Below are 18,254 nucleotides of genomic sequence, written 5' to 3' on the forward strand. Positions count from 1 at the left end.
TAGAGCGCTTGACTGTTAATCAAGATGTCGTCAGTTCGAGTCTGACAGCCGGAGTACTCTTGTATGGAGTGTTGTCCGAGTGGCTTAAGGAGCATGATTGGAAATCATGTATACGGGCTTATACCTGTATCGAGGGTTCAAATCCCTCACACTCCGTAGATAAATGAAGAAAAGAGATCATATTCGTTATGATCTCTTTTTTCTTACCTTATAATAAGTAGCAAGAAGGTATTAAAATGAAAAATAAAAAGAAAGTTGTGTTTTCTTCTCTACTGGTAGTATTTTTATTATTCTTTCTATCAGCCTGTTCAACTAAAAAAGAGGAAAATACTCAGAAACATCAAGTCGACATTGTCACATCAACTAATATTTATGCCAATATTGCCAAAAATATCGTGGGTAAGCACGGTAAAGTCGAAGCAATTATCAATCATGGCGATACCGATCCCCATGATTTTGAGCCTACTACTGGCTCCGCTAAAGAAGTTGCCAATGCCAATATCGTTATTGCAAATGGTTTGGGATATGACAGCTGGATGACTAATTTGGCTAATGCAAATGATATTCATGTTACTAAAGTAGGAGAGCAGCTTATGGGACTAAAACAGGGCGACAATCCTCATATTTGGTATAACCTGAATATGCCACAAAAATACGTGGCCTACCTTGTTAAAAAAGCTAGTCAAATTGATCCCAAGCATACATCTTATTTTAAAACTAATGCCAAAATTTATTTGAATAAAATAGATACGATAAAGAAATTGGCCGACAAAATAAATGGAAGAAAGGCGAAGCCAGTTTATGTGAGTGAGCCGGTATTTGATTATGCCTTAGAGCGGTGCCATTTTAAAATTGGTAATCCAGCTTTTGAAGAGGCTGTAGAAAATGAAACTGATCCAAACGCTAAAGTTGTGCACGAAATGCAAATGGGTATCAAACAGAGAAAAATTGCTTTCTTCGTTAATAATGTCCAAGCATCAAGCAGTACCGTTAATAATATGGTAAGCTTAGCTAAGCACTCAAACGTGCCAGTACTTGATGTACGTGAGACGATGCCTAATGGTGTTAGCTACTATCAATGGATGAAAAACAATTATCAAAAATTATTTCAAATTTTTTCAAAATAACCCTTGCATAAATTAAGGATGTCTAGTAATATAATAAACGTTGTGATTGAGATGTCACTCAGATAACTAAAAAATAAAAAAGTTCTTGACTTTTAAAACTGATTTAGTTATTATAATAAAGTACTCTTGATTAAGAGATATGACCCGTTGGTCAAGTGGTTAAGACACGGCCCTTTCACGGCCGTAACATGGGTTCAAATCCCGTACGGGTCACTTATGGAGGATTAGCTCAGCTGGGAGAGCATCTGCCTTACAAGCAGGAGGTCACAGGTTCGAGCCCTGTATCCTCCATTGTTCGGGACTACCGCGGAGACGGTAGTCTTTTTTTATGCAAAAAGAACGAACAAAATAATTTTATCGGTTCAAGTCCTGAAAGGATTCACTATTAACAGTGAAGATGCCTTGTAACCGAATAGCTAATGTCTATATAGGGGGACTATTATGGAAAGACGTTTGTTTACTTCAGAATCAGTTTCTGAAGGACACCCAGATAAGGTTGCTGATCAAATTTCAGATGCTATTCTGGATGCAATGTTGGAAAAAGATCCTAATTCACATGTAGCATGTGAAACGATTGTAACTACAGGTATGGTTTTTGTCTTCGGAGAAATTTCAACTAGTGCTTATGTTGATATTCAAGACGTAGTACGTAAGACCATCTTGAGAATTGGTTATGATCGTCCTGAATTAGGTTTTGATGGCAATAACTGTGCCGTCATGGTGGATATTGATGAGCAATCACCTGATATTGCGGGTGGTGTAGATCATTCACTTGAAACTAGAGAAAATGAGTCTGATCAAGACGAATTGGATCAAATTGGTGCGGGTGACCAAGGTTTGATGTTTGGTTTTGCTATTAAGGAAACACCAGAATTAATGCCTTTGCCAATCTCACTTGCTCATCGCTTAATGAGACGTGTTGCCTCATTGAGAAAGGATCATACTCTAGAATGGCTTCGTCCAGATGCTAAGGCACAAGTTACAGTTGAATACGATGAGAACAATAATCCACTTCGTGTTGATACTGTAGTTATTTCTACTCAAACTGATGCAGAAGTATCTAATGACGAAATTCGTCGAGCAATGATCGATTTAGTAATTAAAGAAGTTATTCCAGCTCGCTACTTGGATGAAAAGACCAAGTTCTTGATTAACCCATCTGGACGCTTCGTTATTGGTGGACCAAAGGGTGACTCTGGTTTAACTGGACGTAAGATCATCGTTGATACTTATGGTGGTTATGCTCGTCATGGTGGTGGTGCCTTCTCAGGTAAGGACCCAACAAAGGTTGACCGTAGTGCTAGTTATGCAGCTCGCTATATTGCTAAAAATATCGTGGCAGCTGGTCTTGCATATCGCTGTGAAGTACAATTAGCCTACGCAATCGGTGTGGCTCACCCAGTATCAATTATGATTGATACAGCTGGTACCGGTAAGGTGGATGATGATCTTTTGACTGAAGCAGTTCGTCATGTCTTTGATCTTCGTCCAGCAGGTATCATCAAGATGCTTGATTTGCGTCGTCCTATTTATGAACAAACTGCCGCATATGGTCACTTCGGCAGAACAGATGTCGATTTACCGTGGGAAAAGACCGATAAAACTCAAGATTTACTTGATTACATCAAAAACAATAAATAATAAAAAGAGGGAGTAAAAATGAAAAAAACAAACGTGTCACTAGTCACGCTTGCGATTTTTATGACTACTTTTATGTCTGGTGTTGAAGGAACGATTGTTTCTACTGCGATGCCAACCATAGTTTCTGATCTGAATGGATTGGAAATTATGAATTGGGTTGTATCAATCTTTCTTTTGATGACGGCTGTGTCAACTCCTTTATATGGAAAACTGGCAGATAGCATTGGGCGAAAGCCAGTTTTTTTATTTGGGATTGCACTCTTTGTCATTGGATCGTCATTGTGTGGCTTAGCTCAGAATATGATTGAATTAATTGTATTTAGAGCAATTCAAGGATTAGGTTCAGGAGCAGTTCAACCGGTGGCTATTACGCTGATTGCGGATTTATATACTTTGCAAAAACGGGCAAAACTGTTAGGACTCAATTCTGGCTTTTGGGGAGTAGCCTCAGTAATTGCACCACTATTAGGTGGTTTTATTGTTCAACATCTGTCTTGGCACTGGGTCTTTTATATTAATGTTCCGATCGGAATTATCGCCTTTTTGCTGGTTATTTTCTATTTAAAAGAACCAAAGCACAATGCCAAATCAAAGTTGGACTTGCAAGGTACAACTTGGTTGGTAATTTTACTGCTAGCTTTGATGTTCTTCTTACAGGATCTTGGCGAAAACACCAATATTGCAATAATGGCTATTTTAGCTCTTTTAATTGTGGTATCGGTAATTGCCTTCTTTAAGGCAGAAAAGCGCGCTAAGGACCCAATAATGCCGTTATCAATGCTGAAAAATAGAGAGTTCCTGGCAATCAATCTAATTACTCTACTTATCTGTGGGGTAGTTATTGGCTTTGAATTTTATATTCCAACTTGGATGCAGGGAATTAACGGAACTAACGCCTCGCTTGCTGGTTTTGCCGTTACACCAAGTTCTTTAATGTGGATTGTAGGTTCGTTTATTCTAGGCTGGATGCTTGGCCGCTGGGGTATTAAGCGGACTTATGATTATATGTTAGGCGTATTGGTGATCACAGATTTGGTATTGCTTTTAGTACCAATTTACACACCATTCTGGGTATTCTGTATTGTCGCAGCCTTTAACGGTACCGCATTTGGGGTTATTACAACGGCATCTCAGGTTCATTCTCAAGTGCTAGTATCTAAGTCTGACATTGGGGTAGCAACTTCATTTAATACTTTGATGAAATATTTGGGTCAAACTATGATGATTTCAATCTACGGTATTGCCTTTAATACGGCGGTAGCTCATGGTTTAGCTAAGCACCCTGGATTGACTCAAGGGATGATGAATAAAATCGTTTCTGCGGAAAATGCCAAGACGCTAGCAGCCAATACGATTCCACAGTTGCGTCAAGTTCTTTTGGGTGGATTAAAAGCCGTATATTTTGTTTCATTAATCGTGATAATTGTTTCCATCGTTTTGAACCGAACATATCGTGATCAAAAAATTAATACCAAATAAAAAATCCAGATGCATCTTTAATGCGTCTGGATTTTTGTTTTAAAAGCTGCGTTTCAACAATTGTTGCGGCATTTTCTTAAGTAATGTTGTTGCACTATTATTTGGAAAAATAGCTAAACAGTCAACCGCTTTTTGGGCATAATCTTGAGCGAGTTTCCTACTTTTCTCAATAACGGAACTATTAACGAGAATTTCTTGAATCAGTTGCATATCTGAAACGGACATTTCGCGTTTTTTATTTAAAATAGGCAACAGCTTTTGTCTTAACTCGGGCTGATCAAGTGCAAGCAAAAGTGGCAAGGAATAAACACCGGTAGCTAAATCTTCTAAAGTAGGCTTATTGAGTTTGTCGCTGCCTGTGTAGTCTAATAAATCATCTACAATTTGAAATGCGATTCCTAGATTTTCTCCAAAATTGGCTAAAGCTTCACTTTCTTCGGCATTCCCACCCGCAAAATGTGCACCTTCTTCAGCTGCTAAACGGAAGAGGGCGGCGGTTTTACCTTTGATATCGTTTAGATAATCCGTAAAGGTCTGCTCTAAGTTAAAGCGTTCAGCCATTTGACCGAGTTCTCCATTTAAAATATGGCTCATAGTTTGTGCGTTGCGCACCAGATACTCGTGTTCTGCAGTTGTATCCAGCATTAAATCAAAAAAGTTGGTGAATAATAAATCACCAGCGTACACAGCGACATCTTTGCCAAACTCTGCTTGAATGCTGATATTGCCTCTACGCAGATCAGAATCATCGATGATATCATCATGAATCAAAGTTGCCATATGCAAAATTTCGATAGATGAAGCTAAATTAATAGTTTGTTGATTAACTTTTCCGACTACATGTGCTGCTAATAATAAAAGGCTGGGGCGCAGATATTTGCCACCGTTGTCGGCCATTGTTAATAAAGCAGTCTGTAAACTCTGATGAGGAGTTTGAATGGTGTGCTGAATCAAAGCATCGACTTCAGCTAATTCATCAGCAATAAGTGGATATTTTTTCCAAGGCTTAAAATTTTTCATAAATTGTTTCCTTAAACTAATAAAATTATTATCGTTTAATTGATTTGTTCAAATAGTTACATTACTTATTATTACGCAGATTGTGAATCTAACCAACAAAAAAACTAGTGAAAATTAAATTCACTAGTCTTTTTGTTTATTTTCGCGATTTTTCTAACATTTTTGGTTCAATGTAAAAGTGGTATAAGAATGAATAACCAAGTAAAACAAAGGTAATTCCTTCAATCCAACCTCCAAAGACATCAGATGGATAATGCACATGGACGAATATTCTTGTGTAGCCGATCAAGATCGGGAACAACGCCCAAATGATAATTAATAGAGTTTTCCAGAATTTGCTTTTAATTAATAAAATTGTCAAGATAATTAAAACTCCAAATAATGCGGCACTACCAACTGAGTGACCTGATGGAAAACTGTAGCCATCGGCATAAACTAAATGGTGAACGGTTGGACGTTGGCGCTCAACTGCGTGTTTGATAATCCAGTTATAACCGTTGGCACAGATCATGACGCCTGCTGTGAACCAAGCATAAGCATATTGTTTAAACGTAATTAAAAGAATAAATAAGATAATTGTTTCTATCGTAATCGTGCTGGTATTGCCTAAATTGGTAAAAGTTTTTGCAAAAGCGACATTTGTCGGATTATTATTGCAGACAATGCTGATGACTGCATTGTCGAAACTGTGGATAAACGGTGAACCAGATGAAACAAGCATCGCCCACGCTGCGTAGATGACCACAAAGATTATCCCTGGAACCAGAGTATCTCTTGGTGGATTTTTTGTATTAATCAAAAAAAGTCTCCCCTTGTAATTTTTAGCATTTGTGGTAAATTATAATCATTATCTATAAGAAAATAAAGGTCAGGAAGTAGTAACAAGGATATTTTTTCAGAGAGAGACTGGTTGCTGTGAAGTCTTAGAATGGAATTGTGAACTTGTCCTGGTATTGAAACCTATCGTTGCCATCCGCGTTAAGGAGCGATTAAGGGTCACATTTTTGATGTGGAACTTAGGTGGTACCGCGATTATTTCGTCCTATGATTGATAGAATCATAGGACTTTTTTGTTAGAGAGGAAAAATATGTATAATCACAAAGTTGTCGAAAAGAAATGGCAAGATTATTGGGCAAAGCATGATACCTTCAAGACAGGTACAGATCCCAAGAAGAAAAATTATTATGCATTGGACATGTTCCCATTCCCATCTGGTAAGGGCCTTCACGTAGGTCACCCAGAAGGATATACTGCAACCGATATTGTCTCACGTATGAAGCGTGCACAAGGCTATAATGTGCTTCACCCAATGGGTTGGGATGCATTTGGTCTTCCAACAGAACAATATGCTTTAAAGACTGGTGAAGATCCAGCAGTTGTTACTAAAAACAATATTGCCAACTTTAAGCGTCAACTTAACAAGTTAGGCTTTTCATACGACTGGGATCGTGAAATTACTACTAGTGATCCTAACTACTACAAGTGGACTCAATGGGTCTTTGAACAAATGTATAAGAAGGGCCTTGCTTATGAAGCTGAAGTTCCAGTTAACTGGTCACCAGACCTTGGTACTGTTGTAGCTAACGAAGAAGTTATTGATGGTAAAACTGAACGTGGTGGTTACCCAGTATACCGTCGTAATATGCGTCAATGGATGCTTAAAATGACCGCTTATGCAGATCGTCTTTTGGAAGACCTTGACGATTTGGATTGGCCAGAACCAGTTAAGGAAATGCAACGTAACTGGATTGGTCGTTCAGTTGGTGCACAAGTAACTTTCAAGATTAAAGACAGTGACAAGACTTTTGATATCTTTACTACCCGTCCTGATACCTTGTTTGGTTGTTCATACACTGTTCTTGCTCCAGAAAACAAGTTGGTGCAAGAAATTACCACTGACGGTCATAGAGACGAAGTTAATGCTTACATCAAGAAGATTGAATCTAAGTCAGACCTTGAAAGAACTGATTTAAACAAGGATAAGACCGGTGTATTTACTGGTGCTTACGCAATTAACCCAGTTAACGGCAAAGAAGTTCCAATTTGGATTTCTGACTACGTTTTAGCAAGTTACGGTACTGGTGCCGTAATGGCAGTTCCAGCTCACGATGATCGTGACTATGATTTTGCTAAAAAGTTTGATTTGCCAATTAATCAAGTACTTGAAGGTGGCAACTTATCTAAGGCTGCCTTCACTGAAGATGGTCCACACATTAACTCAGAATTCTTGAATGGTTTGAACATCAAGGATGCCAAGAAGAAGATGGTTGACTGGCTTGAAGAACACAACTGCGGTGAAAAGAAAGTTAACTACAAGCTTCGTGACTGGGACTTCAGTCGTCAACGTTACTGGGGTGAACCAATTCCAGTTATCCACTGGGAAGACGGTACTACTTCACTTGTTCCAGAGGATCAACTTCCACTTCGTTTACCACATGCAACTGATATCAAGCCATCCGGTACTCCAGAAAGTCCATTAGCTAACTTAACTGACTGGGTAAACGTAGTTGATGAAAATGGTCGAAAAGGTAAGCGTGAAACCAACACTATGCCTAACTGGGCTGGTTCAAGTTGGTACTACTTACGTTATGTTGATCCACACAATGATAAAGAATTAGCTGATTACGACTTATTGAAGCAATGGCTTCCAGTTGACCTTTACATCGGTGGTGCAGAACATGCAGTTCGTCACCTTCTTTACGCTAGATTCTGGCACAAGGTTCTTTACGACTTGGGTGTTGTTCCAACCAAGGAACCATTCCAACGTTTGTACAACCAAGGCTTAATCTTGAAGAACCACGAAAAGATGTCTAAGTCAAAGGGTAACGTAGTTAACCCAGATGAAGTGATCGATGAATACGGTGCAGATTCACTTAGAATGTACGAAATGTTCATGGGACCACTTGATGCTTCAATTGACTGGGATGACAATGGTCCAGCATCAACTAAGAAGTTCTTAGATCGTGTATGGCGTTTGTTTGTTAACGACCTTGACCTTAAGGCAATTCCACAAGAAAGAATTGTGGATAAAAACGATGGTGAACTCGACAAGGTTTATGCAGAAACTGTTAAGAAGGTTACTGAAGACTTTGACGCTCTTCACTTCAACACCGCTATTTCTCAAATGATGGTCTTCATCAATGCTGCGCAAAAAGCTAAGAGTATTCCACGTGAATACGCAGAAGGATTTGTTAAGCTTTTGGCTCCAGTTGCTCCACACATGATGGAAGAAATCTGGCAAGTATTTGGTCATGATGAATCAATTACTTATGCTAAGTGGCCAACTTATGATCCAGCTAAGTTAGTTGAATCAACTGTGGAAATTATGGTTCAAGTTAACGGTAAGCTTCGTGGTAAGTTCCAAGCAGCTAAGGATGCAGATCGTGATGCTGTTCAAAAAGAAGCTATGGCTTTACCACACGTACAAAAATTCTTGGAAGGTAAGGACGTTAAGAAGGTTATCGTTGTACCTAACAAGATTGTTAATATCGTTGCTAAATAAGTTAAGTTTTTCCTAAAAGCTTTATGAAGTTGAGCTTTATGAAGCAAATTGAGTGACAATTAATTAGTTAATGCTTTTTATTAGGAAAAATTGATGGAAGAAGAAAATAATTTAGATAGCAAAGATACACAAAGCACGTTTTTAAAGGGCTCTGCCTGGATGACCTTTGGGTCGATTGCTTCTAGAATCTTAGGTGCGTTGTATATTATTCCTTGGTATGCCTGGATGGGGGACTATGGGAATATTGCCAATGCCTTAACTGCGCGAAGTTATAATATTTATACGATATTTATTCTAATTTCGACGGCCGGAATTCCGGGAGCGATTGCCAAACAGGTGGCTAAGTATAATGCCTTAAATGAATATGGAATTGGGCGAAAATTATTCCATAAAGGGTTAATTTTAATGGCCTTCTTGGGAGTAATTTCTGCTGCGATCATGTATTTTGCCTCACCGCTACTGGCATCTAACGGTAGTCAAAGCGATCCAAGACAAATTGCAGTTATGCGTAGTTTGTCTTATGCGATTTTGATTATTCCGATCTTGAGTATCATGCGTGGGTACTTCCAAGGGTATGCGGACATGATGCCAAGTGCGATGTCACAGTTTGTGGAGCAATTTGCTCGAGTAGTTTGGATGCTTTTAACGGCATTTGTGATCATGCAAGTGCAGCACGGCTCTTATGTTCATGCCGTTATCCAGTCAAACTTGGCTGCCGCAATTGGTGCCGCATTTGGGATTGGCCTGTTAGTTTGGTTCTTGTTTTCACGGCGAAAACAATTAGATAATTTGGTTGCTAATTCGAATAATCGGTTAAAAGTTTCCACAACCGAACTATTTGCGGAAATTATTGAACAGGCAATTCCATTTATTATTATCGATTCAGGAATAACTTTATTCTCATTAGTAGACCAATATACATTCCACCCAATGATTGCAGGGCTGGTTCATGCAAGTTCAGATACAATTGAAGATTGGTATGCATTATTTGGTCTTAATGCCAATAAGTTGATCATGATTATCGTGTCTTTGGCAAGTGCAATGGCAGTGACAGCGATTCCGCTTTTGTCAGCTGCACATACTAGAGGCGATTTTAAGAGCATCTCTAAGCAAATTGCTAATACGATGGACTTGTTCTTGTTCGTGATGATTCCTGCTGCATTCGGAATGGCCGCTATTAGTAAACCGATTTATACGGTTTTCTATGGCCCAGATCCATTAGGCAGCAACGTTTTATACTTGTCATCATTTACTGCAATCAGTTTAGGACTTTTTACAGTATTGATGGCGGTTTTGCAAGGTTTGTCAGAAAATGGATTGGCAATAAAATATTTAGTTTTAGGTTTAATCCTGAAGGGCATTTTGCAATATCCGATGATCTTTTTGTTCAAGATTTATGGACCGTTAGTTGCAACCAACTTAGGCTTATTGGTGATTGTTCTGTTGTCATTGAAGCACTTAGAAGTACAGTATGACTTTAATTTGAATAGAACAAGCCGCCGCTTGGTTGGTATTACCGCATTTTCGATAGGGATGTTCCTAATTGTTAAATTAGTTGAGATGGGCTTAGGCAAGTTCTTAAACCCAGATCATAGAATACCTGCCTTGATTCTGGTAATTTTATCAGTAGTCGTGGGAATTGTCTTTTATGGCTTAGCCACAATAAAGACAGATTTAGCCCAAAAAGTTATGGGTAGCAAAATTGAGCGAATTTTAGTTAAATTGCATATTCATAGTTAATGAAAGAAGAACGATGATTGATTTCATCGTTCTTTTTGTGTTTGGAGTTAAAACACTGGGGAAGGGATGCAAGTAGGTAATAAAAAAGGAACGAGCAAAACTCGTTCCTTTTTTCATGGTATTCATCATGTAAGAATTATTTATTTGTTTTGATCTAAAAGAATTAGTCCTTTACAACGTCCTTAATGTTCAACCATTGGCTTTTGTTAATCTTAACGATCTTCTTGCCATTAGTCTTCTTAACTGCTTTAGCAGTGAAAGTTGAACCCATTGAAACTTTCTTAGCAGTCTTCTTACCGTTAGCGTTTAAAACGTTAACCTTTTGGTTCTTAGTGTCCTTAACAACAACGAAGATCTTGTCGCCTTTCTTGATTGAAGAGTTAGTAGGAGCAACTTCTGAAACACCTAACTTTGGAGCAGTGAAGCTAGCAGCTTCACTAACTGAAGCACCGACACCCATCATACTAATTGAAGCAACTACAACTGAAACAACTTTAACAATTTTCTTTGAGTCTAACATAATGAATACCTCTATTTTCTAAATCACTTTAACTTGTTGGAACTTTTCGTTCCCTCATTCCTTGCATTATATAACGTGTGCTATATAATACAAGGGCAAAATAAAACTTTTTTAAAAAGAAAATAGATGGTGCCAAGCTTGCTATAATAACTTTTATGCCAAGTTTTAATTATAAAAAGTAAAAAATAAAAAAACAAAAATTTTTGTTATAAAAAATCCAGATGCCTATTAGAACATCTAGATTTAAATTTTTGAGGCTTAAGTAGTCAAATATTTATTCATGGTGATCGATCAATCTTCTATTGAGATTAATATTAGTTTATTAATGCATTTATATTAGTTTATAGTATGTCTTTTTTATTCTATATAAATAGACAAATGAACGTCTTTTTGACTATAAATTGGTCAAATATAAAAATCTATTTTTTATTACTTTATGCTAAAATGATGGACGTTAAGTCATGAATATTAAAAAATTATTGTAGGAATTTAAATGAAAGGAAAAGATAACTATAACTCGGTAGATTATTCTTATGTTTTTTCTGCTAAAAAGAAATTGGAGTTAGAGCACGGCAAAAAAAGTGCTACTAATTTTGGCAGAATGAAGAATAAGTGGACTGCTGCCGCTGTTATCGCGTTAGCCTCAGGTTCAGTGGTTTTGTTTGTGCCAACTGGAAAAGCGCAAGCAGCTGAAGCTGCTGGTGTGAAGACAGAACAAGTTGAGACTAATAAGCAAACTGATCAAGCACAGCAAAAACAAGTAAAACAACCTACGCAGGGTGAAGACGAGATGATCAAACTGATCAAGATACACCAGATCAACCGGTAGGTGATGATGATACTGATAAAGGTTATTATGAAAGTCAAAATCAACCTGTAAATACACCTGATCATATTAAAGGCAACGTTCAAGATGCATGGGACCAAGGTTATAAAGGTGAAGGCATTGCTGTAGCTGTAATTGACTCTGGAGCAGATCCAAGTCATAAAGATTTCCAAACTGCACCTACTAATCCTAAGTTTTCTAAAGAAGACATGGAAAAGATCATCAAGAAGTTAGGTCATGGTCGTTACGTAAGTCCTAAGTTTCCTTATGTGCATAACATGATCACAGGTGATGATGATCAAATTAAAGAAAATAACCAAGATGCAGTAAAAGATGGCTCTCACGGCCAACATGTATCCGGAATTATTGCTGCTAATGGTCAGCCCGATAATAAAAATGGTGAATATGTTGTTGGAGTAGCACCAGAAGCTCAACTATTGTTCTTAAAGTATTTTAGTGATGATGGAACTACGGGTGATGTAGCCGAAGCGATCTATGATGCAGTTAATGCTGGAGCTGATGTAATTTCACTATCTCTTAATAGTGCACCTAATGTGCCCAACTTGAATAACGCCGATCAAAGAGCAATTCGTTATGCTGTTGATCATGGGGTTGTTATTTCCGTTTCTGCTTCCAACGATGGTAATTCTGCATCAATTGATGCATCAAATAATGTTTCTGATAAGGATGACTATTATCCTAATTCCAATTTAGGTAATTACAAGCCATTTAGTTCAGGTGATATTGGTGATCCTGCTGACTCTCCAGACACCATTACTGTAGCGGCTGAAAAATCAGAACAAGATGAAGACAGTGACATGGCAGATTTTACTTCTTGGGGACCACTTCCTGATTATACTTTAAAGTCAGATGTATCAGCTCCGGGTGTGGATATTATTTCAACAGGAAATGATAATAAATACGTTAAGATGGATGGTACTTCAATGGCAACACCATTTAATTCAGGTGTAGCTGCTTTAGTTATTCAACGACTAAAAAAGACCAATCCTAATTTACATGGTGCAGCTTTAGTTCAAGCAGTGAGGGGCTTGATAATGAGTACTGCTAATCCACAGTTAGACGTAAATAGTGATAATTCTGCTATTGTGTCTCCTCGTAGACAAGGTGCTGGTCAAATTAATGCTGGTGCAGCAACATCATCACCAGTTTATATTACTGCCGATGATGGAACTAGTTCACTTAGCTTACACAATATTCAAGATTCAACTAATTTCAACTTAACTTTCCATAATTTAAGTGACAAGGAACAAACTTATACCTTTGATGATTTGGGTGGAGGATATACTGAAGATCGTGATCCAGATACTGGATTGTTTAGTGATGTCCAATTAGCAGGTGCACGTGTTGATGGAGAAAATAGTATTACTATTGCTCCAAATTCAACTGCTAAATTTGCCTATACTTTAAAGCTGACTGGTTTGCAAAAGAATCAATTAGTTGAAGGATATTTGCATTTTGCAGGTAACAACGGTCAGGTAGATCTTTTTGTACCATATCTTGGTTATTATGGTGATATGACTAATGAGCACGTCTTTGATAAAAACGCTAATGAAGACGATACTGATATTTTAGGCAACCGTCTTACTAATGAAGATAATTATCCACGTGGTATTGCCGATGAATATTCATTAAAGCAATTTGTTAAGCAGAAAAAACAAGATAATGCCGATTATAAATGGCAACAAGCTGCTCAAGTTTATGATAGTGGTAAAGTTGCATTTTCACCTAATGATGATAATGAGAGTGATTATGTATTACCATTTATGTACTTAAAACAAAATATCAAGGATAGTCCTTAATGACAAGGGTGAAGTAATACGAGTAGTTACTGATGCAAAAGACGTAGCTAAATCATATTATGACAATCACAGCTCTGAAACTACGGTAAGTACAGAGGAGTATAAATGGGACGGTAAAGTTTACAATAAAAAGACCGGCAAAATGGAAGTAGCGCCAGATGGTCAATATACTTATCGCTTCATAGCAACACTTTATAATAAGGGACCTCATCAAGTTCAAACTAATGATATGCCAATTATCATTGATACGACTAAGCCTGTATTTAAGAGTTTCAATTATGATACTCAAACTAATACTCTAACTGGTAGCTATGAAGATACTGGTGTTGGCTTCACTGATTATTCGTATGGTACTGTTACTATTAATGATAAAGTTTTCGGTTTCAAATTAAATGAAGGCCAAAATCAGTTTGACAATGATGATAAAACTAAAGGTCATTTCACTGTTAAATTGGATGCTGAGGAACTCGCAGCTTTAGCAAATACTCAAAATAAAATTACTATAGCTGTGAGTGATGCTCCAGATAATACGGCTAGTGAAACTAGGAATATTGCGCCAGTTGCAGGTAAAGCTGAAGTTAGTGTTTGGAATGCAATTACTGGTATGCCATTTGATACCAACAGTGCTGATTATCATGAAAATAAAAAAGTCGACACTTACACTTTAAGAGGTGCGGCTAATCATAATTTCTACATTAATGGTAAATTAGTGCAGGTAGTTAATGGTCAATATGCGGTTCCAGTTGATGTTACTTCAGGAAAGATCGTATTTACTTCTGATGAAGCTGGAAAGAATGAGTTATATACTTTCAAGGTAACAGATGTGGATCCAGATTCTCCAGCGGCCGAAACTAATGATTCAGATGATTCCGACAATTCAAATCCAGGAAAAATTGACTCAGAGGACCTAGGCAATATTAGCTTTGATCATTTTGAAAAGAATGAAATTGATTTTACTAATATAGATGATGCTAAAGAAAATGGATATGACCCATTAACAGGTAACTGGAATGTTACAGGATCTGTTGATCTAGATAAAGTTGCTAGTTTAATTGCAGTTGTGCAGGGTAATTCTGAAAATGATCCAGCTAATTTAATCAAACTTGATAAAGATGGTAATTTTAAATTTACTTTTAAGGTACCTAAAACTGGTCAGAAGGCAATACAGTATATTTATACTACTAAAGACGGAGAAAAATACCGTGGTGTAATTGGAGCAATAGTGGATTTTGAAACTCCAACTTTGAATGTTGAATTGCCAACTATGACTAATCAACCAGTTTTGCATATTTTAGGTACTGCTAATGATAATATGAGTGGCTATTCTGTCATAATAGACGGTAATAATATATTTACTCAAAGAAATACCAGGCAAGTTAATAGTTATCCAGAATCTGGCCAATCACTTAATCCATACGGACCATATAACATTAACTATGATGTTAATTTAGATGACAATAATGGTCAGCCAAGTGATCATATCATTACAATTAAGGTAGTGGATCAAGTAGGTAATGTCACTAAGAAGAAATTCAATGTACATTATGATCCTAATTACACGGGGCAACCTGAGATTACGTCAGGTATTGATATGCCAACTACTTCAGAACAATCAATTAGTAAGTCACGTGTTGTAATTCCAACTAATAATTCTAGTGATATTGAAGTTTCAACAGACACCATCACCCTAATCTTAACTCACAACGCCCTCGTCTATGATGGTGACGGCAATGTTGTAATTACAGACGGCAAGAATACTTTGCTTGAAAAGGGCAATACTATTTCTGCATGGCACAAGGGTCAAATCACTACCTTGGCAGGCAAGAAGTACGTTCAAGTCGGTGATAACAAGTATGTGAAGTTGTTCAACACTTTGCTTAAGAAACTTGTAGTTCACAACTCATACCTTTACGATGCTAATGGCAAAGCAACTGGTAAGAAGCATAAGTTGACCGTTGTAAAGCATGGTAAGTTTGTTTACGTTTGGAACAATGGCGAAGAATTCAGAATTAATGGTAAAAAGTTCTGTCGCTTAGCCAACGGTAAGTTTATCAAGGTAGCTAACTTACAAACCGTTAAAGCAATCAAGATAAAGCATTACAGAGCACGTTTATATGATAAAAACGGTAAGTTACTTAAGAAACATATTACTTTGACTAAGGGTAAATGCTACTGGGCGTGGAATGATGCCAAGATAGTTAAAATCCATGGTAAGAAATATTACAGAGTAGGAAAGAACAGATATGTTCGTGCAAATAAGGCTGCAAAAGTAGAGATCAAAACAGCCCTAGATGCTGATAAGCTCAAGTAGAAATAGATTTAGATACGAAAAGCCAGGCAAATTTTGCCTGGCTTTTTGACTAGATTGATTTGTAAAAATTTAAGCTTGTTTCATGAAGTCTTTCAATTCATCAATGGAGAATTGATCACCGTAATCCTTCTCTAAGCGATTTAAGATTTGTTCATCATTGCCGCCGAAATCTTTTAAAGCAGCGATTAACTTTTTTATGCCGGAAACAGTAGCGCTAGCTATGCCTCTTTGCATACCTTGTTACATACCCTTTTGCATACCTTTTTCTTCTGCTTCTTGCTCTTTTTCAAGCATTCTAGTTTCATAGTCGATCATTTTATCCCTCCATTCTGGATCTTCGTTCATGTCCTTGATTCGCGTTTGAATTTCATCAAAAATGGCATTCAAGTGGACAGGTCGGTCATTAATCAGGTTAACTAAGCCTACCTGATCTGCATTTTCACCATTAGGAATTCCTTTGCCATTAATTATAATTTTTTCTAGTCCGTCCTGAAATTGCTTAGACTTGTTGTGATCTTCATAAGTATGGTAAGTGTATTTGATCCGGCCTTCACCTTCAGGATCGAAGTTGCATAAGAAAATCAAATAGGCTTTTTTCATGTTGCGATAGGTCTTGCCTTTATCGAGAGTATAGCGTTGATCAATTTTAGCAGCATAGTACCGCATTCGCCAGCCAAGGTCTTTCTTATCGGTAGTTTGAGCTTCTACATCGTAAGGGTTGTGCTCGTAATCTTCGACCAGTATGTCGAAGCGTACATCTTTACGTTCGCGATGTTTAGGATCTTTGACTTCTTTTTGTTTTTCCGGATAGTAGATTTCTTTGATCTTGAAAGACAAGATGGTTTCAAAAATATACTTGCAAATTTTCTTGTCTGATATGATTTCACCGAAGACCTGATCTTCCAAGAAGCCATACCACGGTTTGATTACTTTAGGTGTTTCTTTCGTAGCACACCTGCTTTCTGTAGAGTAGGGCAGAGCCCTCTACTATTTAATACACAAAAAACAGGCAAAATTTTTTTGAAAAGTTAAAATAATAGAAAAACTACTAGATCCGTCTGAGAGTCTAGTAGTTTTTGAGTGATATTAATAATTTTAGGAGTCTTAAAAGCCAAAAATCAATTTGGTGAAACTGCTGATAAAATAAATACACCGAGCAATTCAAGTGCCAAAAATGTAATTCCAATAACTGTAGTCATAATTGCCATCCCCTTAGTTTGGAGATAAATAATTGGATATTTATCTTATTCATACTCTTTATCTTTACAATTTTTACTTTAGCATAGAATTACATAAAAATAAAGCGCTTACATTCGAAAAGGAGAAAAAAGACGAAATCTTTCGGAAATCGTCTTTGTCGCCCCTGCCAAGGAAGTCCATTATAGCATTTTGCATAAGTAAAAGTTATAGCTAGCCAGTAATTATAGATATTTCTCAAGCTTAATTTCTAAGCATACAATGTAATTGAGTTGAGCAAAGGAGAAATAAAAATGGCTAGAAACGAAGAAAAAGTAAAGAACTGTTCATTTGGTTTTGGCGAACCTAACACAGCTTATGCGAAATATTTTACTGGTGAGAGTTATTTGAATCCACTTGCTAATAGGGCTAACTGTAGTATTTCAAATGTTTCATTTGAACCGGGATGCATCAATCATTGGCATATGCACACTGTTGCTCAAACTTTGGTTTGCGTTGCAGGTGAGGGCTGGGTTCAAGAAGAAGGTAAGCCAGCTCATAAGATGACACCTGGTGATGTTTATGTTGTTGCCCCTAACACTAAGCATTGGCATGGTGCAGCGAAGGATTCATGGTTTGCGCACCTTTCAATCATGGCTGATACTGACAAGGCAAAGTCCACTTGGCTTGAGCCGGTTGATGAAGATTACTATAATAATTTGAAATAATTAAATATGCACGTATATTGAATGATCAAATCGTTTGGATTGGGTCATTTTTTTGTTAGAAAAAGCACGTTAAATAACAGCGATATTTTTAGAAAATAATTTTTGAGCCATTACAAGTAAAGCAGACTATCTTTAAAAAAATGCCTCTAAACCAGCACTAGAACTACAAAGCTAGCGTAATAATCAGTAGCAAAATTAAAGCAATATATTATTAACTGATAATAAAAGTTACGCTTAAATAACTAAAAAACTTTTGCAATTTACATAAAATGTGCTAGTACATGGTTGTTGAATAAAAACATACGTTATTTTTAATGAAAACAAGATGTATAAAGAAAGCGCAATGCGTGTGAAATTTAATTA

General features: G+C 37.1%; 14 protein-coding genes, 3 tRNA genes, 1 riboswitch and 1 other annotated feature. Of the genes, 12 read left to right on the plus strand and 5 right to left on the minus strand.

What is annotated here, in order from left to right:
- Nucleotides 1-65 precede the first annotated feature (65 nt).
- The 6 genes from FC37_RS03815 to FC37_RS03840 all read left to right on the plus strand — a co-directional run bounded on the left by FC37_RS03815 (nucleotide 66) and on the right by FC37_RS03840 (nucleotide 4,247).
- Nucleotides 66-156 (plus strand) — tRNA-Ser (locus FC37_RS03815).
- An 80-nt stretch (nucleotides 157-236) separates the two neighbouring features.
- The gene (locus tag FC37_RS03820) at nucleotides 237-1,127 is read left to right on the plus strand and encodes a metal ABC transporter solute-binding protein, Zn/Mn family (protein WP_025006405.1); all 891 of its coding nucleotides are present in this window, start codon (nucleotides 237-239) and stop codon (nucleotides 1,125-1,127) included.
- Between the two features lie 141 nt (nucleotides 1,128-1,268).
- A tRNA-Glu gene (locus FC37_RS03825) sits at nucleotides 1,269-1,340 on the plus strand.
- 5 nt (nucleotides 1,341-1,345) lie between these two features.
- A tRNA-Val gene (locus FC37_RS03830) sits at nucleotides 1,346-1,418 on the plus strand.
- 64 nt (nucleotides 1,419-1,482) lie between these two features.
- Nucleotides 1,483-1,571, plus strand: a riboswitch (SMK box riboswitch).
- Nucleotides 1,569-2,768, plus strand: coding sequence for a methionine adenosyltransferase (gene metK, locus FC37_RS03835; RefSeq protein ID WP_025006406.1), 1,200 nt, complete (start codon nucleotides 1,569-1,571; stop codon nucleotides 2,766-2,768). (Overlaps the previous riboswitch by 3 nt.)
- 18 nt (nucleotides 2,769-2,786) lie before the next feature.
- Nucleotides 2,787-4,247: an MDR family MFS transporter gene (locus FC37_RS03840; protein WP_025006407.1), complete on the plus strand. Its 1,461-nt coding sequence runs from the start codon at nucleotides 2,787-2,789 to the stop codon at nucleotides 4,245-4,247.
- A gap of 39 nt (nucleotides 4,248-4,286) precedes the next feature.
- Here FC37_RS03840 and FC37_RS03845 read toward each other — a convergent pair whose 3' ends face one another.
- Complete coding sequence (locus tag FC37_RS03845; protein ID WP_056945496.1) at nucleotides 4,287-5,267, minus strand: polyprenyl synthetase family protein; 981 nt, start codon at nucleotides 5,265-5,267, stop codon at nucleotides 4,287-4,289.
- Between the two features lie 136 nt (nucleotides 5,268-5,403).
- Nucleotides 5,404-6,066: a phosphatase PAP2 family protein gene (locus tag FC37_RS03850; RefSeq protein WP_025006408.1), complete on the minus strand. Its 663-nt coding sequence runs from the start codon at nucleotides 6,064-6,066 to the stop codon at nucleotides 5,404-5,406.
- 56 nt (nucleotides 6,067-6,122) lie between these two features.
- Nucleotides 6,123-6,315: a binding site (T-box leader), on the plus strand.
- 40 nt (nucleotides 6,316-6,355) lie between these two features.
- Here FC37_RS03850 and leuS point away from each other — a divergent pair.
- Nucleotides 6,356-8,770: a leucine--tRNA ligase gene (gene leuS, locus FC37_RS03855; protein WP_025006409.1), complete on the plus strand. Its 2,415-nt coding sequence runs from the start codon at nucleotides 6,356-6,358 to the stop codon at nucleotides 8,768-8,770.
- A gap of 93 nt (nucleotides 8,771-8,863) precedes the next feature.
- Entirely contained in the window at nucleotides 8,864-10,510 is a 1,647-nt protein-coding gene (locus FC37_RS03860) for a putative polysaccharide biosynthesis protein (RefSeq protein ID WP_025006410.1), read from the plus strand.
- A gap of 163 nt (nucleotides 10,511-10,673) precedes the next feature.
- Here the strand turns inward: FC37_RS03860 and FC37_RS03865 are convergent, their stop codons facing one another.
- Nucleotides 10,674-11,030 (minus strand): hypothetical protein, encoded by a 357-nt coding sequence (locus tag FC37_RS03865; protein WP_056945497.1) that lies wholly within the window; start codon nucleotides 11,028-11,030, stop codon nucleotides 10,674-10,676.
- A 493-nt stretch (nucleotides 11,031-11,523) separates the two neighbouring features.
- Between FC37_RS03865 and FC37_RS10720 the strand changes: the two genes are divergently transcribed.
- The 3 genes from FC37_RS10720 (at nucleotide 11,524) to FC37_RS10730 (ending at nucleotide 15,987) form a co-directional block, all read left to right on the plus strand.
- A complete protein-coding gene (locus FC37_RS10720; protein WP_051518985.1) occupies nucleotides 11,524-11,859 on the plus strand; it encodes a hypothetical protein in 336 nt (111 codons plus the stop codon).
- 131 nt (nucleotides 11,860-11,990) lie between these two features.
- Nucleotides 11,991-13,676 (plus strand): S8 family serine peptidase, encoded by a 1,686-nt coding sequence (locus tag FC37_RS10725; protein WP_236697278.1) that lies wholly within the window; start codon nucleotides 11,991-11,993, stop codon nucleotides 13,674-13,676.
- 142 nt (nucleotides 13,677-13,818) lie between these two features.
- Nucleotides 13,819-15,987 carry an SLAP domain-containing protein gene (locus FC37_RS10730; protein ID WP_236697273.1) on the plus strand — a complete coding sequence of 723 codons (2,169 nt, stop codon included), beginning with the start codon at nucleotides 13,819-13,821 and terminating at the stop codon, nucleotides 15,985-15,987.
- 69 nt (nucleotides 15,988-16,056) lie between these two features.
- Here the strand turns inward: FC37_RS10730 and FC37_RS10735 are convergent, their stop codons facing one another.
- Nucleotides 16,057-16,221, minus strand: a complete 165-nt coding sequence (locus FC37_RS10735) for a hypothetical protein (RefSeq protein WP_236697274.1) — start codon at nucleotides 16,219-16,221, stop codon at nucleotides 16,057-16,059.
- 6 nt (nucleotides 16,222-16,227) lie between these two features.
- Nucleotides 16,228-16,893: an Rpn family recombination-promoting nuclease/putative transposase gene (locus tag FC37_RS03885; protein WP_236697275.1), complete on the minus strand. Its 666-nt coding sequence runs from the start codon at nucleotides 16,891-16,893 to the stop codon at nucleotides 16,228-16,230.
- 584 nt (nucleotides 16,894-17,477) lie between these two features.
- Here FC37_RS03885 and FC37_RS03890 point away from each other — a divergent pair.
- Nucleotides 17,478-17,891 carry a cupin domain-containing protein gene (locus FC37_RS03890; RefSeq protein ID WP_025005501.1) on the plus strand — a complete coding sequence of 138 codons (414 nt, stop codon included), beginning with the start codon at nucleotides 17,478-17,480 and terminating at the stop codon, nucleotides 17,889-17,891.
- Nucleotides 17,892-18,254: the final 363 nt, after the last annotated feature.

This window comes from Lactobacillus gallinarum DSM 10532 = JCM 2011 (assembly GCF_001434975.1).
In the GTDB taxonomy this organism is placed as follows: Bacteria; Bacillota; Bacilli; order Lactobacillales; family Lactobacillaceae; genus Lactobacillus; species Lactobacillus gallinarum.

What these genes read in the sequence shown, in the direction of transcription:
- FC37_RS03840 (WP_025006407.1), top strand. Translation starts at nt 2,787, where the DNA reads ATGAAAAAAACAAACGTGTCACTAGTCACGCTTGCGATTTTTATGACT.
- FC37_RS10735 (WP_236697274.1), bottom strand. Translation starts at nt 16,221, where the DNA reads ATGCAAAGAGGCATAGCTAGCGCTACTGTTTCCGGCATAAAAAAGTTA.
- FC37_RS10730 (WP_236697273.1), top strand. Translation starts at nt 13,819, where the DNA reads ATGGAAGTAGCGCCAGATGGTCAATATACTTATCGCTTCATAGCAACA.
- FC37_RS03860 (WP_025006410.1), top strand. Translation starts at nt 8,864, where the DNA reads ATGGAAGAAGAAAATAATTTAGATAGCAAAGATACACAAAGCACGTTT.
- FC37_RS03820 (WP_025006405.1), top strand. Translation starts at nt 237, where the DNA reads ATGAAAAATAAAAAGAAAGTTGTGTTTTCTTCTCTACTGGTAGTATTT.
- FC37_RS03890 (WP_025005501.1), top strand. Translation starts at nt 17,478, where the DNA reads ATGGCTAGAAACGAAGAAAAAGTAAAGAACTGTTCATTTGGTTTTGGC.
- FC37_RS03845 (WP_056945496.1), bottom strand. Translation starts at nt 5,267, where the DNA reads ATGAAAAATTTTAAGCCTTGGAAAAAATATCCACTTATTGCTGATGAA.
- FC37_RS03865 (WP_056945497.1), bottom strand. Translation starts at nt 11,030, where the DNA reads ATGTTAGACTCAAAGAAAATTGTTAAAGTTGTTTCAGTTGTAGTTGCT.
- leuS (WP_025006409.1), top strand. Translation starts at nt 6,356, where the DNA reads ATGTATAATCACAAAGTTGTCGAAAAGAAATGGCAAGATTATTGGGCA.
- FC37_RS10720 (WP_051518985.1), top strand. Translation starts at nt 11,524, where the DNA reads ATGAAAGGAAAAGATAACTATAACTCGGTAGATTATTCTTATGTTTTT.
- metK (WP_025006406.1), top strand. Translation starts at nt 1,569, where the DNA reads ATGGAAAGACGTTTGTTTACTTCAGAATCAGTTTCTGAAGGACACCCA.